The organism is Lysinibacillus sp. EB106-09-02-XG168, assembly GCF_058791475.1.
Genome location: NZ_JBYTDN010000003.1, coordinates 32,713 through 48,248, shown reverse-complemented (window position 1 = coordinate 48,248; position 15,536 = coordinate 32,713). Strand labels below are relative to the sequence as shown.

At 41.7% G+C, this 15,536-nt stretch carries 11 protein-coding genes, 1 tRNA gene, 3 rRNA genes and 1 other RNA gene; 4 read left to right on the top strand and 12 right to left on the bottom strand.

Annotated elements, in window-relative coordinates; genetic code table 11:
* Positions 1-176: 176 nt before the first annotated feature.
* The 10 genes from AC3WSO_RS01375 to ffs form a co-directional block, all read right to left on the bottom strand.
* On the bottom strand, positions 177-611 hold the full coding sequence (locus AC3WSO_RS01375) for an SRPBCC domain-containing protein (protein ID WP_492528114.1): 435 nt from the start codon (positions 609-611) through the stop codon (positions 177-179).
* Between the two features lie 117 nt (positions 612-728).
* Positions 729-844, bottom strand: a 5S ribosomal RNA gene (rrf, locus tag AC3WSO_RS01370).
* A 186-nt stretch (positions 845-1,030) separates the two neighbouring features.
* Positions 1,031-3,958 (bottom strand): 23S ribosomal RNA (locus tag AC3WSO_RS01365).
* Positions 3,959-4,139: 181 nt separating this feature from the next.
* Positions 4,140-5,691 (bottom strand): 16S ribosomal RNA (locus tag AC3WSO_RS01360).
* Together the 16S, 23S and 5S rRNA genes form the textbook arrangement of a ribosomal RNA operon.
* A 290-nt stretch (positions 5,692-5,981) precedes the next feature.
* Complete coding sequence (locus AC3WSO_RS01355; RefSeq protein ID WP_349662205.1) at positions 5,982-6,254, bottom strand: pro-sigmaK processing inhibitor BofA family protein; 273 nt, start codon at positions 6,252-6,254, stop codon at positions 5,982-5,984.
* Between the two features lie 200 nt (positions 6,255-6,454).
* Positions 6,455-6,670 (bottom strand): YaaL family protein, encoded by a 216-nt coding sequence (locus tag AC3WSO_RS01350; protein ID WP_492528112.1) that lies wholly within the window; start codon positions 6,668-6,670, stop codon positions 6,455-6,457.
* Positions 6,671-6,683: 13 nt separating this feature from the next.
* Entirely contained in the window at positions 6,684-7,280 is a 597-nt protein-coding gene (recR, locus tag AC3WSO_RS01345; protein WP_079564088.1) for a recombination mediator RecR, read from the bottom strand.
* An 11-nt stretch (positions 7,281-7,291) separates the two neighbouring features.
* Complete coding sequence (locus AC3WSO_RS01340; RefSeq protein WP_134026842.1) at positions 7,292-7,606, bottom strand: YbaB/EbfC family nucleoid-associated protein; 315 nt, start codon at positions 7,604-7,606, stop codon at positions 7,292-7,294.
* A gap of 21 nt (positions 7,607-7,627) precedes the next feature.
* Positions 7,628-9,415, bottom strand: a complete 1,788-nt coding sequence (dnaX, locus tag AC3WSO_RS01335) for a DNA polymerase III subunit gamma/tau (protein ID WP_492528109.1) — start codon at positions 9,413-9,415, stop codon at positions 7,628-7,630.
* Positions 9,416-9,720: 305 nt separating this feature from the next.
* An RNA gene (ffs, locus tag AC3WSO_RS01330) (signal recognition particle sRNA large type) lies at positions 9,721-9,988 on the bottom strand.
* Positions 9,989-10,159: 171 nt separating this feature from the next.
* Here ffs and AC3WSO_RS01325 point away from each other — a divergent pair.
* The 4 genes from AC3WSO_RS01325 to AC3WSO_RS01310 all read left to right on the top strand — a co-directional run bounded on the left by AC3WSO_RS01325 (position 10,160) and on the right by AC3WSO_RS01310 (position 14,190).
* Positions 10,160-10,252 (top strand) — tRNA-Ser (locus AC3WSO_RS01325).
* A 431-nt stretch (positions 10,253-10,683) separates the two neighbouring features.
* On the top strand, positions 10,684-11,946 hold the full coding sequence (locus AC3WSO_RS01320; RefSeq protein ID WP_492528107.1) for an ATP-binding protein: 1,263 nt from the start codon (positions 10,684-10,686) through the stop codon (positions 11,944-11,946).
* Positions 11,947-12,825, top strand: a complete 879-nt coding sequence (locus AC3WSO_RS01315; protein WP_492528105.1) for a response regulator — start codon at positions 11,947-11,949, stop codon at positions 12,823-12,825.
* Between the two features lie 90 nt (positions 12,826-12,915).
* A complete protein-coding gene (locus tag AC3WSO_RS01310; protein ID WP_492528103.1) occupies positions 12,916-14,190 on the top strand; it encodes a cation:dicarboxylate symporter family transporter in 1,275 nt (424 codons plus the stop codon).
* Between the two features lie 48 nt (positions 14,191-14,238).
* Here the strand turns inward: AC3WSO_RS01310 and AC3WSO_RS01305 are convergent, their stop codons facing one another.
* Positions 14,239-14,859, bottom strand: coding sequence for an RraA family protein (locus tag AC3WSO_RS01305; RefSeq protein WP_492528101.1), 621 nt, complete (start codon positions 14,857-14,859; stop codon positions 14,239-14,241).
* A 142-nt stretch (positions 14,860-15,001) separates the two neighbouring features.
* The gene (locus AC3WSO_RS01300; RefSeq protein WP_492534218.1) at positions 15,002-15,493 is read right to left on the bottom strand and encodes a methyl-accepting chemotaxis protein; all 492 of its coding nucleotides are present in this window, start codon (positions 15,491-15,493) and stop codon (positions 15,002-15,004) included.
* Between the last annotated feature and the right edge of the window lie 43 nt (positions 15,494-15,536).

Sequence of the window (15,536 nt, the reverse complement as noted above, 5' to 3'; positions counted from 1 at the left end):
ATAAGGTAGTATTAATTTCAGTTCCTACTCATTAACGTTTTAATAAAATGCCATCTCAAACTCTTGGTGATACGTCAGAAAAAAGTCATTGCAACTAAAGCAATGACTTTTTTCTATGACATGACACTCTTCTTTAATTAGTAACAATTATGCCGAGGCTAATTGTATCCGAAAAACTAGATACTAGCCTTTATTGCCATCTCTTGTACTAGCTGTTCTACTAATGGCGGTACAAACTTTTCTAAAATTGGATTCATCATTCCCGCAAGGAAACCACTTGCCTTTAATGTTAAATTACCTTCTAACTGACATGTACCATCTTGGTTTTGTGTAACTTCAAAGTATCCATCACCATTTAAAGGATCTGATAAGCCTACCAAATCAAATATAACCTGATTAGGATTTGATTCCTTACACTTAAGTTCAACCTTTACAGCTTTTTGGATCATTCCAAAATCCCCTTGAAATACCCAAATCATATTTCGTTCACTTGGGAATTCATGATGTAAATAACCAGGTATTAGTATAGCCCATTCTTCTTTATTTTGAATAAACCCCTGTAGCTTAGCTTTTTCAATTTGAATATTTTCTCTATATACCCCTGTTGCCATTTAAACACACCCCTATATTTGTTTATTTAAATTAATTAAATTCTAACATTTATTGGGTGTTATTACTGATTCTTTTTAAAATAAAAAAAACCACTGATTTCTCAGTGGCTACTTTGTGCCTAGCGACGTCCTACTCTCACAGGGGGAAGCCCCCAACTACCATCGGCGCTAAAGAGCTTAACTTCCGTGTTCGGTATGGGAACGGGTGTGACCTCTTTGCCATCATCACTAGACTATTTTCGGCTTTCAATATACGTCGCATTTCTTCGTCAGCTTCAGTCGTTCAGTCAGTCACGTACTTGAGTACGCTCCTTCCCTCTCTCCATCGCTTCCTCGAACTACTCGTATCTTGAAACCCTATATGAAAGAAATTATTCTTTCAAAACTGGATAAACTGTTCATTGAATGTTTCAAACATTTTGGTTAAGTCCTCGATCGATTAGTATTCGTCAGCTCCATGTGTCACCACACTTCCACCTCGAACCTATCTACCTCATCGTCTTTGAGGGATCTTACTTACTTGCGTAATGGGAAATCTCATCTTGAGGGGGGCTTCATGCTTAGATGCTTTCAGCACTTATCCCGTCCACACATAGCTACCCAGCGATGCCTTTGGCAAGACAACTGGTACACCAGCGGTGTGTCCATCCCGGTCCTCTCGTACTAAGGACAGCTCCTCTCAAATTTCCTACGCCCACGACGGATAGGGACCGAACTGTCTCACGACGTTCTGAACCCAGCTCGCGTACCGCTTTAATGGGCGAACAGCCCAACCCTTGGGACCGACTACAGCCCCAGGATGCGATGAGCCGACATCGAGGTGCCAAACCTCCCCGTCGATGTGGACTCTTGGGGGAGATAAGCCTGTTATCCCCGGGGTAGCTTTTATCCGTTGAGCGATGGCCCTTCCATGCGGAACCACCGGATCACTAAGCCCGTCTTTCGACCCTGCTCGACTTGTAGGTCTCGCAGTCAAGCTCCCTTGTGCCTTTACACTCTACGAATGATTTCCAACCATTCTGAGGGAACCTTTGGGCGCCTCCGTTACCTTTTAGGAGGCGACCGCCCCAGTCAAACTGTCCGCCTGACACTGTCTCCTGCCCCGCTAAGGGGCATGGGTTAGAATTTCAATACAACCAGGGTAGTATCCCACCGACGCCTCCTTCGAAGCTGGCGCTCCGAGATCTCTGGCTCCTACCTATCCTGTACAAGTTGTACCAAAATTCAATATCAGGCTACAGTAAAGCTCCACGGGGTCTTTCCGTCCTGTCGCGGGTAACCTGCATCTTCACAGGTACTATAATTTCACCGAGTCTCTCGTTGAGACAGTGCCCAGATCGTTACGCCTTTCGTGCGGGTCGGAACTTACCCGACAAGGAATTTCGCTACCTTAGGACCGTTATAGTTACGGCCGCCGTTTACTGGGGCTTCAATTCGCAGCTTCGCTTGCGCTAACCACTCCTCTTAACCTTCCAGCACCGGGCAGGCGTCAGCCCCTATACGTCACCTTACGGTTTTGCAGAGACCTGTGTTTTTGCTAAACAGTCGCCTGGGCCTATTCACTGCGGCTCTCATGCGCTTGCACGCTCAAGAGCACCCCTTCTCCCGAAGTTACGGGGTCATTTTGCCGAGTTCCTTAACGAGAGTTCTCTCGCACACCTTAGGATTCTCTCCTCGACTACCTGTGTCGGTTTGCGGTACGGGCACCTCTCACCTCGATAGAGGCTTTTCTTGGCAGTGTGAAATCAGGAACTTCGTCCATACGGACTCGCCATCACAGCTCAACGTTACAGTGTGCGGATTTGCCTACACACACGCCTTACTGCTTGGACGCGCATATCCAACAGCGCGCTTACCCTATCCTACTGCGTCCCCCCATTTCTCAAACGGTGAGGAGGTGGTACAGGAATATCAACCTGTTGTCCATCGCCTACGCCTATCGGCCTCGGCTTAGGTCCCGACTAACCCTGAGCGGACGAGCCTTCCTCAGGAAACCTTAGTCATACGGTGGACGGGATTCTCACCCGTCTTTCGCTACTCATACCGGCATTCTCACTTCTAAGCGCTCCACCAGTCCTTCCGATCTGACTTCAACGCACTTAGAACGCTCTCCTACCACTGACATCGTAGATGTCAATCCACAGCTTCGGTGAATCGTTTAGCCCCGATACATTTTCGGCGCAGCGTCACTCGACCAGTGAGCTATTACGCACTCTTTAAATGATGGCTGCTTCTAAGCCAACATCCTGGTTGTCTGTGCAACGCCACATCCTTTTCCACTTAACGATTACTTTGGGACCTTAGCTGGTGGTCTGGGCTGTTTCCCTTTTGACTACGGATCTTATCACTCGCAGTCTGACTCCCGTGTATAAATATCTGGCATTCGGAGTTTGTCTGAATTCGGTAAACCGGGATGGCCCCCTAGTCCAAACAGTGCTCTACCTCCAGTATTCTCATCACGAGGCTAGCCCTAAAGCTATTTCGGAGAGAACCAGCTATCTCCAAGTTCGATTGGAATTTCTCCGCTACCCACACCTCATCCCCGCACTTTTCAACGTGCGTGGGTTCGGGCCTCCAGTAAGTGTTACCTCACCTTCACCCTGGACATGGGTAGATCACCTGGTTTCGGGTCTACGACCACGTACTATTTCGCCCTATTCAGACTCGCTTTCGCTGCGGCTCCGCCTTCTAAAGCTTAACCTCGCACGTAATCGTAACTCGCCGGTTCATTCTACAAAAGGCACGCTATCACCCATTAACGGGCTCTAACTACTTGTAGGCACACGGTTTCAGGATCTCTTTCACTCCCCTTCCGGGGTGCTTTTCACCTTTCCCTCACGGTACTGGTTCACTATCGGTCACTAGGTAGTATTTAGCCTTGGGAGATGGTCCTCCCGGATTCCGACGGAATTTCACGTGTTCCGCCGTACTCAGGATCCACTCAGGAGAGAACGAACTTTCGACTACAGGGCTTTTACCTGCTCTGGCGGACCTTTCCAAGTCGCTTCATCTAACTCGCTCTTTTGTAACTCCGTATAGAGTGTCCTACAACCCCAAGAGGCAAGCCTCTTGGTTTGGGCTCTTCCCGTTTCGCTCGCCGCTACTCAGGGAATCGATTTTTCTTTCTCTTCCTCCAGGTACTTAGATGTTTCAGTTCCCTGGGTCTGCCTTCAAGACGCTATGTATTCACGTCAAGATACTACGCGATTAAACGTAGTGGGTTCCCCCATTCGGAAATCTCCGGATCAAAGCTCACTTACAGCTCCCCGAAGCATATCGGTGTTAGTGCCGTCCTTCATCGGCTCCTAGTGCCAAGGCATTCGCCGTGCGCCCTTAATAACTTAACCAAGTTATTAAGCCTATAAAAAAACTTAAAAAATAAATGTGTTTGTTACAATTTCAATGTCGTTTTATCCAGTTTTCAAAGAACAAGTTTTGAAGTATTTCATTCAGAAGAATGAACCTTCAAAACTGAACGCAAAACGTAATCTTACAAACCCTAGGTTTGTATTCCGAAAATATCCTTAGAAAGGAGGTGATCCAGCCGCACCTTCCGATACGGCTACCTTGTTACGACTTCACCCCAATCATCTATCCCACCTTCGGCGGCTGGCTCCAAAAGGTTACCCCACCGACTTCGGGTGTTACAAACTCTCGTGGTGTGACGGGCGGTGTGTACAAGGCCCGGGAACGTATTCACCGCGGCATGCTGATCCGCGATTACTAGCGATTCCGGCTTCATGTAGGCGAGTTGCAGCCTACAATCCGAACTGAGAACGACTTTATCGGATTAGCTCCCTCTCGCGAGTTGGCAACCGTTTGTATCGTCCATTGTAGCACGTGTGTAGCCCAGGTCATAAGGGGCATGATGATTTGACGTCATCCCCACCTTCCTCCGGTTTGTCACCGGCAGTCACCTTAGAGTGCCCAACTAAATGATGGCAACTAAGATCAAGGGTTGCGCTCGTTGCGGGACTTAACCCAACATCTCACGACACGAGCTGACGACAACCATGCACCACCTGTCACCGTTGTCCCCGAAGGGAAAACCATATCTCTACAGTGGTCAACGGGATGTCAAGACCTGGTAAGGTTCTTCGCGTTGCTTCGAATTAAACCACATGCTCCACCGCTTGTGCGGGCCCCCGTCAATTCCTTTGAGTTTCAGTCTTGCGACCGTACTCCCCAGGCGGAGTGCTTAATGCGTTAGCTGCAGCACTAAGGGGCGGAAACCCCCTAACACTTAGCACTCATCGTTTACGGCGTGGACTACCAGGGTATCTAATCCTGTTTGCTCCCCACGCTTTCGCGCCTCAGCGTCAGTTACAGACCAGAAAGTCGCCTTCGCCACTGGTGTTCCTCCAAATCTCTACGCATTTCACCGCTACACTTGGAATTCCACTTTCCTCTTCTGCACTCAAGTCCCCCAGTTTCCAATGACCCTCCACGGTTGAGCCGTGGGCTTTCACATCAGACTTAAAGGACCGCCTGCGCGCGCTTTACGCCCAATAATTCCGGACAACGCTTGCCACCTACGTATTACCGCGGCTGCTGGCACGTAGTTAGCCGTGGCTTTCTAATAAGGTACCGTCAAGGTACAGCCAGTTACTACTGTACTTGTTCTTCCCTTACAACAGAGTTTTACGATCCGAAAACCTTCTTCACTCACGCGGCGTTGCTCCATCAGGCTTTCGCCCATTGTGGAAGATTCCCTACTGCTGCCTCCCGTAGGAGTCTGGGCCGTGTCTCAGTCCCAGTGTGGCCGATCACCCTCTCAGGTCGGCTACGCATCGTCGCCTTGGTGAGCCGTTACCTCACCAACTAGCTAATGCGCCGCGGGCCCATCTTATAGCGACAGCCGAGACCGTCTTTCAGTATTTCACCATGAAGTAAAATAGATTATTCGGTATTAGCCCCGGTTTCCCGGAGTTATCCCAAACTATAAGGTAGGTTGCCCACGTGTTACTCACCCGTCCGCCGCTAACGTCAAAGGAGCAAGCTCCTTTTCTGTTCGCTCGACTTGCATGTATTAGGCACGCCGCCAGCGTTCGTCCTGAGCCAGGATCAAACTCTCCATAAAAGAAATTTGATTAGCTCAAATTGTTTTGCTGGCATCATGTTTGATGTCCAAAATTTTGTTTCGTTCACCAACTCAAGGTTAGCTACTAAAAACTTTATTGATTACGTTTTGCTTGTTCAGTTTTCAAAGTTCATTTCGTTGCCGTTTCTTCATCAGCAACTCTTATATAATATCATGTCTCAAACCCGATGTCAACAACTAAATTATTTAATTTGAAATTCATTTGTTTAACAACGGTTATCTTAACGACTCTTATTACTATACCACAATATTTTTTCTTTGCAAGTGTTTTATAAAAAAAAGATTAACGCAGTTATTCCTAGTACACCCGGAATACCTAATATCGCAATGGTGAACACTGAGAATAGATTGATTGGTACTTCATAGCCTGCATATCCTATACCTAAGTGAATAATAAATAATAGTAGAAAAGCAAAAGCAAATCTAAACCAAAACACAGACATTCCTTCTAATATTTTACCCATCTTGGCATGTCTTATTATTATATAAAGAAAAAGAAGCACTATAGGCACACCAACACTCATAATTACTAACCACGACATATGGTTTCCCCCTTAAATATAATTATGAAAGTTTATGTTTTCTATTTTACTTCTATGAATATCAATTATGTCTCGGAATAATTGTAGCTGTCGATACAGAAAACATTTTTCGATACAGTTCAGTGAACACCTTCCCAATTCCGTGCCTATTAACGAATTTCAGCGGATGTTTGGACACCCGCTGAAATTTTAAAAAACTATTATTTAATTAATACTCTCCGAATTCTAGCTTCCTTGAATAAATAAAAATGTATACTCTCCGCTACTTTTCGTTGAGCAATTGCTTCTAAATCATAATCATCTATTAGTTCTTCAATTACCTTCGCTTGCTGTAAATCCTCTTTTGTCTCTTTTATAAGACTCACAAGCTTGTCATCGAATTCTTTTTTTAATTTTCCCTTACTGCGGAAGAACATATTAATCCCTCACTCACAATTCTCGGCGACCTTCCATTGCCTTCGATAACGTTACTTCATCTGCATATTCTAAATCTCCACCTACTGGTAGACCATGAGCGATTCGTGTTGTTCGAATACCAGATGGCTTCACTAGACGAGAAATATACATAGCCGTTGCCTCGCCTTCAATAGTCGAATTCGTGGCTAAAATAAGTTCCTGAACAGTTTCATCTTGCAAACGAACTAGCAGGGAAGCGACATTAATATCCTCTGGACCAACACCATCCATAGGTGAAATAGCTCCCTGTAATACGTGATACATACCATTGAAATCACGCATTTTCTCCATTGCAATCACATCTTTTGTATCTTGAACAACACAAATAATAGAATGATTTCGTTGTTTGTCGGTACAAATATGACATGGATCTACATCAGTTATGTTGCCACATACGGAGCAGTAGCTTAAATTTCGTTTAGCATCAATTAATGCCTTTGAAAAGGATAAAACATCATCCTCTTTCATTGTTAATACAAAAAACGCCAGACGGGCCGCGGTTTTCGGCCCGATACCTGGCAATTTCATAAAACTATCAATCAGTTTCGATATTGGTTCTGGGTAGTACATTTATTTACCTCCTAGAATGGAAGGTTCATGCCCTGAGTGAATTTACCCATTGTTGCATTCGTTTTTTCATCTACTTTTTTCAACGCTTCATTTGCAGCAACAACGATTAAATCTTGTAGCATTTCGATATCATCTGGATCTACAACTGATGGATCAAGATTTACTTCTACGATTTCACGTTGACCAGTTACAGTTACTTTTACCATACCGCCACCAGCTGCGCCTTCAAATTGCTCTGCATTTAAAGCCTCTTGAGCTTCCATCATTTCTTTTTGCATTTTTTGCATTTTTTTCATCATACCTTGCATATTTCCCATTCCACGCATAAACATATTCCTCCTAAATGATTAGTCTTCAACAATTTCAATAAAATCTTTACCAAACAGCTTTTCTGCTTCCGTCACAAGTGGATCTTGTGACGCAAGTGGTTGAGCGTCGTCGATAAATGGCCCATCCGGCATTTCTGCCGGTGGCGGCTCTAATAACTCTATTTCAGGATCATTCTCATCCTGAGACTTTTTCTGCTGCTGTAAGCCATGATCACGAATAAACTCTTCACGTAATTTTAACCAAGCATCATCAGGTGTACAAAGCATTTCATACATAGTACCTGTTTGCCCTGCAATTAATTGTGTGAATTGAGCTTTTAGGGCTTGGTTATCAGCAACCATTTGACAATGAATATCATACTTGAATTTTAACACAAAAGCACTTGAAGATGCCGCAACAGGTTCAGCCTCTGCTAAAAGAGCTGATTGAGATTTTTGCATTTGGTTTAATGCCTGCGCCCAAACTGATTTGATACGTTGCACATCTTGCTTTGTAGCATCCTTTAACACTTCTTGAATACGACCCGTCGGCGCTTTATAGCCATTTGGATTTTTAGCTCGTGGACGTTGCTCTTTTGGCGTTTGCGTTGCTTGTACAGAAGCACCCGCTTGCAATTGGGCTGATAGTTGTTGCACCATCTGCTCAAGTGCCACAATTTTTTGAGCGAGCTCAGGACTCATAGCTACCTCACCTGAAGTAGTAGTTTGGCCAACTACCCCTCCTGAAAATTGCACCATTTTAAGTAATGCTGTTTCTAAGTAAATCTTTGTATGGTGGGAGAACCGCATTTCTTGCTGTGTTTTCGCTAATATATCAATGTAGCCATATAGCAAATCGGGTGCAAAATCATGCGCTAATGTAAATACTCGCTCCTCTGGTGATACTAGCTCTAATAATTCAGCCAAATCCTCACTTGTTTGCAGTAATAATAAGTCACGGAAAAATGTAATCAGGTCCTCAGAAAGGCGAAGAGGATCTTTCCCATCCGCAATAAGCTGCTCTAATAACGCAAGCATTTGTGCGACATCTTTTATTTTTAGAGCTTCTGCTAATTCATAGAAAACTTCCTGACTAATAGAACCTGTTACAAGCAACGTGTCCTCTAGCTTCAACATTTCCCCGCTGAAGGAAACAACCTGATCTAATAAACTTAAAGCATCACGCATACCACCAGCTGCCGATTGTGCGATTACCTTTAAACCTTGCTCCTCAAATGGTAACTCAATATCCTCTAATACAACTTTCATGCGCTCAATAATATCATTGGTTGAAAGACGCTTAAAATCAAAGCGCTGACAACGCGAAATAATCGTTGCAGGCAATTTATGGGGCTCTGTCGTCGCTAAAATAAATACAGCATGAGAAGGTGGTTCTTCTAATGTCTTTAAAAGTGCATTGAAAGCACTAGTAGAAAGCATATGCACCTCATCAATGATATACACTTTATATCTGCTACTAGCAGGAGCAAATCGAACTTTCTCAATGATGTCTCGTATTTCTTCAACACGTGAATTAGACGCAGCGTCAAATTCAATAACATCTGGATGAGAACCATCTGTAATACTCAAACAAGTAGCACACTCGTTACAAGGTTCATTTGATGGTGCCTGCTCACAGTTTAAAGCCTTTGCAAAAATTTTAGCTGTACTTGTTTTCCCGGTACCACGTGGGCCAGAAAATAAATAAGCATGCGTTGTTTTATTCGCTAGGAGAGCATTTTGTAGCGTTCTTTTGACATGTGCTTGACCAGACATTTCTCGAAATGATTGTGGTCGATACACACGATAAAATGCTTGATACGTCAATGGTTTCCTCTCCTCTTCTTCATTATATAGATAGTTCTATTATAGCATTTGCTCCATTATTTATAAAATAGTGTCATCGTTTTTCTAAAAATTCAGGACGATTGTTTTTCACTAGCTCTACTTATAAGGGAGGCTGGTCTTATGTACCTATCCTACCGGCCGCCTTGTACAATGCGTAGCTTTTTTAAACGGTCTGGGAACTGCCCCTCCGTCTAAACAATCTGAAGAATAGTAAAAACAACTTGTAAAATAATAAAAAACGCATCCGCCTTTTGGACGGATGCGTTTGAATTGGCAATTTAATGCCGTGCACCTTTCTTCGACAGCCGCACATAAGCGTTACTCTTGTCGTTAGCTCAGATTAGGCAACCCCGCGGCACATGAATAAGACCACTTAATGCTGCTTCCTTCCGGACCTGACATGGTTCATGGGTATCCATTGCGCAGGACCCAATCGTCAACACTACGTGCAAAAGGCAGACCAAACAATACGGACAGCCTCGAAAAAGGAATTCAGTCTCGCTAGAGCGGATTGCGAGTTACAGGACACCGCTACCTTCCCACCTAGCACGGCAATAACTAGTATACTGACTGTTTTCATAAATTGCAACTTAATACGCATAATATTTGTGTGGAATATTCTATCAGCACTGTAAAAAAGAAATTGTTTAAAAAACTGTTGACGGGAATTTTAAAATATGATAAATTTATTTTTGTCGATGAGACAACGCAACAGAACAACATGGAGGTATACCCAAGTCTGGCTGAAGGGATCGGTCTTGAAAACCGACAGGCGGGTAACACCGCGCGGGGGTTCGAATCCCTCTACCTCCTCCAGTTTTAAAATTCCGACTACGAATGTAGCCGTTTTTTTTTGCCTAAAAATTATATGTAACACTTATTAGATGCCACTTCCGCTTAGGGTGTGGTATTTTTTTATTGTAAATTACGATTTTATAACCGATTCATTATGCCTCGGCATAATTGCGTCCACAATCGGCTTTGTAATTAGGTCCGACAAGATGTCGGTCATTTCGAAAATGTCACAGGACGTGGCGTTCTTAGAACAAGTTCCTCTATCTCAGCGGATGTTTGGACACCCTCTGAATGAAGTTAAAAATCTATACCCCTTTCATCTCAAAGTCGCATTCTGGCAAACACGACGTCAAAAGTAGTGGTACAATTACTTTTATTTCTAACACGCAAACGAGTTCTTTAGCATATCTTTTCTTTGCTATACTACTCTGTTAATATTGGGAGGATTTTTTATGCATTCGAAATTTTACATATATCGTGCTTCCCTCACTTGGATTTTTACAATTGCACTGTTAACTGCTGTCGGTAGTGAGATTAAAATAATGCCTTTCTCGAATACAACATTTCGTTTCGGATTAGGAAGCATCATTTTCTTTTTATGCACTTTACTTAAACCTACACCAATCATTTTGGCTGGATTTACTACAAGCATAGTGACAACCATTTTCCGAGTTATCATTAATTACTCTTTACATGATGTTCCATTAGTCGATAGTTTACTAATACATTTACCTGCTGCTACATTTTATATATCGTTCGCAGTATGCCTACAAATTCTAAGTATTCATCAATATAGAGAAAAACCGCTATTGCTTGGATTACTAGTTGCGTTTAGTGAAGTATTCAGTAATTTAGTGGAACAACTATTTCACTTTATTATAAATTCTTATACTTTTTTACTCCTCCCTGATTTACTTATACTTGTAGCAGTTGCTTTATTACGTAGTTTTTTTGTTGTTGGTATTTATAGTTCCATTTTAATTGCTGAGCAAAAAAAACGGGTTCAGGAAATGCTTACAATCGGCTCAGATTTATATGTTGAGACACTTTATTTGAAAAAATCTATGAACCATATAGAAGCAATTACAGCTAGTGGATTTGATTTATATCGACAATTAAAATCGCTAGGCTATCGTGCGGAAAGTTTACAGGCACTCCATATTGCCCAGGAAATTCATGAAGTAAAGAAGGATTCACAACGCATTTATGCAGGTATTTCTAAAATTGTTGGTGACAAGAGCTTTGACTCACTCAGATTATCAGAATTATTACATTTTATCGAAGATGGCAACAGTAAATACGCAGAATTTTTAAGGAAAGAAATTGAGTTTATAATAAATATTGATATCGATTTTCAAACGAAAGAACATATTGCATTACTTGCGCTTTTAAATAATTTAACAGCTAATGCTATTGAAGCAATTGAGGATCAAGGTATTATTTCTATTGCCATTCAGCAGCAACAGGATGATACTGTAATCACAGTATGTGATAATGGGAAGGGAATTCCACACAGTAATCTCTCTATCATTTTTGAACCTGGATACACTACAAAATACAATGTAGACGGTGTCGCAGCAACAGGTATTGGACTTTCACACGTTATTGAATTAGTAAATAAATTAAATGGCTCAATATCCGTTGAATCAAACAATCAAAACACGATGTTTAAAATTAAAATTCCTACGCAAACTATTCAAACAGGAGAGACTTAAATGAGGTATTTTATTGTAGATGATGATCGAGCAAGTCGGGTCATGTTAAAACAAATTATTGAAGATAGTGGTTTAGGTACAGTAATTGGTGAAGCACGCAATGGTGAGGACGCTATTCCACAAATTTTAATGACACAGCCAGAGTTTGTACTGATTGATTTGCTTATGCCTAAGCTTGATGGAATAGCAACAGTCGAGCAGCTTATTCAAAATCGTTTTGAGGGACAATTTGTCATGATTTCTCAGGTAGTGAATAAGGAGATGGTAGGTGAGGCCTATGAGCAAGGTATAGATTTCTTTATTCATAAGCCAATAAACCGCATTGAGGTTGAAAATGTTTTACGTAAAACAACTGAACAATTTCGCCTAAAAAACTCATTGCTTATAATTCGCCAATCACTTACAAATATTGATCTAAGTGAACAAATAAATCATAAAGCGACGTCTCGCGATCATATTCAATCTATCTTAAATGATATGGGTATCGTTGGTGAAATCGGAAGCGAAGATATTATAGCTATCATCGAAACATTGCTTGCTCATCAGCACAAAATTGCACCGCTACCTCCATTAAAGGAGCTTTATGAGGAAATTGCAGCTGTCACAAAGGCTACACCAGATGAAATTTTGAAGGAAAGTAAAGCCATTGAACAGCGTGTGCGCCGTACTATATTAGCAGCAATGATAAATCTCGCCAATTTAGGTGTCGTAGATTATACAAACTCGGAATTTGAATATTATGCACCTCGATACTTTGACTTTAAAGAAATTCGTCAGCTTATGTCTCAGATAGAAGATCACGCAAACCGTAAAGCAAAAGTTAATATTAAGAAGTTTATTCAGGTGTTATATTCAGACATTTTAACAAAAGTAAATTAATTTTCTCGGATTTTGTCGGATTCCATAAGTCCTCTGTATTATTAAAATAAGGCAAGTCCTAAAAATTTAATATTAGGGGGTACTAAAGTTTTGAAGAAGAAATTTAGAATCAGTTTAGCCACTCAAATTTTAGTCGGTTTGATTTTAGGGATTATTGTTGGCGGTATCTTTTACGGAAACCCCAAAATTGAAACATATTTACAACCTTTAGGTGATATTTTCCTTCATCTAATTAAAATGATAGTTGTACCGATTATTATTTCAACATTAATCGTCGGTGTTGCTGGAACTGGAGATATGAAACAGCTCGGACGATTAGGTGGTAAATCACTTATTTACTTTGAAGTCATTACAACAGTAGCAATTGTAGTTGGTTTACTGTCTGCAAACTTGTTCCAACCAGGCGCAGGTATAAACATGAACGAACTTTCGCAAGGGGATATTTCGAAATACGTTGCAACTACTGAAGAAGTACAGCATGAAGGACCATTTGATATTATTGTAAGCATTGTACCAACAAATATTGTTCAGGCAATGTCTGAAGGTAATATGCTTGCTATCATCTTCTTCTCAGTTATTTTTGGTTTAGGGGTAGCTGCCGTTGGCGATCGAGGTAAACCAGTATTAGACTTCTTCCAAGGGGTAGCAGATGCTATGTTCTGGGTAACGAACCTCGTAATGAAATTCGCTCCACTTGGGGTATTTGGTTTAATCGGTGTAACCGTTTCCAAATATGGATTCGCTTCACTAATACCACTTGGCAAACTTGCTATACTTGTTTATGCAACAATGCTATTCTTTATCTTTATCGTTCTTGGTCTTGTGGCAAAATTCACGGGTATCAATATTTTCTTCTTAATTAAAGTACTAAAAGATGAGCTAATTTTAGCGTTCTCAACAGCAAGTTCTGAAGCTGTGTTACCACGAGTTATGATGAAAATGGAGAAACTAGGTGCTCCAAAGGATATCGTATCTTTCGTTATTCCAACAGGTTACTCCTTTAACTTAGATGGTTCTACACTGTATCAAGCTATTGCTGCATTATTTATTGCTCAAATGTACGGTATTCACCTAAGCATTGGTGAACAAATTACGTTAATGCTTGTATTAATGGTTACATCTAAAGGGATTGCAGGTGTTCCAGGAGTATCCTTCGTTGTACTTCTAGCAACTCTAGGTACTGTCGGCATTCCAGTTGAAGGTTTAGCATTCATCGCAGGTATCGACCGTATTCTTGATATGGGACGTACAGTCGTTAACGTAATTGGCAACTCACTTGCGTCATTAGTAATGGCGAAATGGGAAGGCCGTTTCGATACAGACAAAATGAAAAATTACTTTAAAGAAAATGAAAATTTAGCATAAAGATCAAAAAAAATCTCACGATGTACGGATGGCATCGTGAGGTTTTTTTTATTTTGTTAGAACTTTATCTAAATAAGCAATAATTGATTCTTTTCCATTTACGTGTGCTTCTTGTGCACGGATTTCATCCTTCAGGATTTTTGCCTCAGCAGTTGCAACAGTACGCTCTGCATCTTCCTGTGGCACGACAACGACACCGTCCACATCCCCAATAATATAATCACCAGGACGAACAGAAACGCCCCCAATAGCAATAGGGACATTTACTTCCCCACCACCGTTTTTATAGCCAGCTGCTACCGTTGTGCCAAGTGAAAACACAGGAAAGTCTAGCTCGCGAATTGCTGCAATATCACGAATAACACCATCAACGACAAGGCCCTGTACACCAATACCCTTCGCCAATGAAAGAACAAAATCACCGGCAACCGCACGATTGGTATTCCCTTTAGCATCGATTACTAATATATCTCCCTCTTTAGCAGCTCGGATTGCTTCCAATACTGCACCATTTTCACCATCTGGTAAACGCACCGTTACCGCACGGCCAGCAATTTTATAATGATCTGCTAACGGTTTAATAGCACTACGTAAATTTGTATGTCCTCCTGTCGCATCTGAAACTGCAGTCGTTGGCAAATGCTCAAAACTTACTTCCACCTTTGTCATCCATAACACCCCTATTATGATTTATGAAATCTTACACAATTATTGTAAATAAAACTCATCCACTATTTCAATATATATGTCAGAAAATTATGTAAGTAAATAATGGGGTACTTATTTTACAAAAGACGCTTGTTGAATGAAGTTAAATTATTTTGGTAAAATGCCTCGATTGTTCATCTAATGCCTCTGCAGCAGTAGCGATTTCAGCAAAATCATTCGTTGTTACATTAATTTGACCATTTGTTTTTTCAACTTTTTCGGCTATACGCGTGATACTCTCAGTGACTTGTCCTATCTCTCGCTCAATGCCCTCAACATTATCTTTTACTTCTGAAATAGATTGCTCCACCCTTACAGAAAGTTTTCTAACCTCTTTTGCTACAACATCAAATCCTCGTCCATACTCACCAGCTCTTGCTGCTTCAATAGCTGCATTTAGTGCAAGTAAGTTTGTCTGAGAAGCAATTTCTTGAATGGTTTTTACAATCCCTTTAATAGATTCAGCTTGCTTCTGTAGCTGTGCAAGATTTCTCACATTATCGGCAGACTCTTGTGAAACCTCTTTCACTGTTTCCAGTAAATCCTCGCTATTTTGAATACCAGCCTCCGAACGGCTATGAAGCTCTTTAGACATGACTTTTAATGTATCAGCTACACTGACAATTTCATTTTGACGT

Excerpts from the sequence above, each read along its gene's own strand:
- AC3WSO_RS01305 (WP_492528101.1), bottom strand. The coding sequence starts at position 14,859 with ATGACAAAGGTGGAAGTAAGTTTTGAGCATTTGCCAACGACTGCAGTT.
- AC3WSO_RS01375 (WP_492528114.1), bottom strand. The coding sequence starts at position 611 with ATGGCAACAGGGGTATATAGAGAAAATATTCAAATTGAAAAAGCTAAG.
- AC3WSO_RS01350 (WP_492528112.1), bottom strand. The coding sequence starts at position 6,670 with ATGTTCTTCCGCAGTAAGGGAAAATTAAAAAAAGAATTCGATGACAAG.
- AC3WSO_RS01355 (WP_349662205.1), bottom strand. The coding sequence starts at position 6,254 with ATGTCGTGGTTAGTAATTATGAGTGTTGGTGTGCCTATAGTGCTTCTT.
- AC3WSO_RS01320 (WP_492528107.1), top strand. The coding sequence starts at position 10,684 with ATGCATTCGAAATTTTACATATATCGTGCTTCCCTCACTTGGATTTTT.
- AC3WSO_RS01340 (WP_134026842.1), bottom strand. The coding sequence starts at position 7,606 with ATGCGTGGAATGGGAAATATGCAAGGTATGATGAAAAAAATGCAAAAA.
- AC3WSO_RS01300 (WP_492534218.1), bottom strand. The coding sequence starts at position 15,493 with ATGTCTAAAGAGCTTCATAGCCGTTCGGAGGCTGGTATTCAAAATAGC.
- recR (WP_079564088.1), bottom strand. The coding sequence starts at position 7,280 with ATGTACTACCCAGAACCAATATCGAAACTGATTGATAGTTTTATGAAA.
- AC3WSO_RS01315 (WP_492528105.1), top strand. The coding sequence starts at position 11,947 with ATGAGGTATTTTATTGTAGATGATGATCGAGCAAGTCGGGTCATGTTA.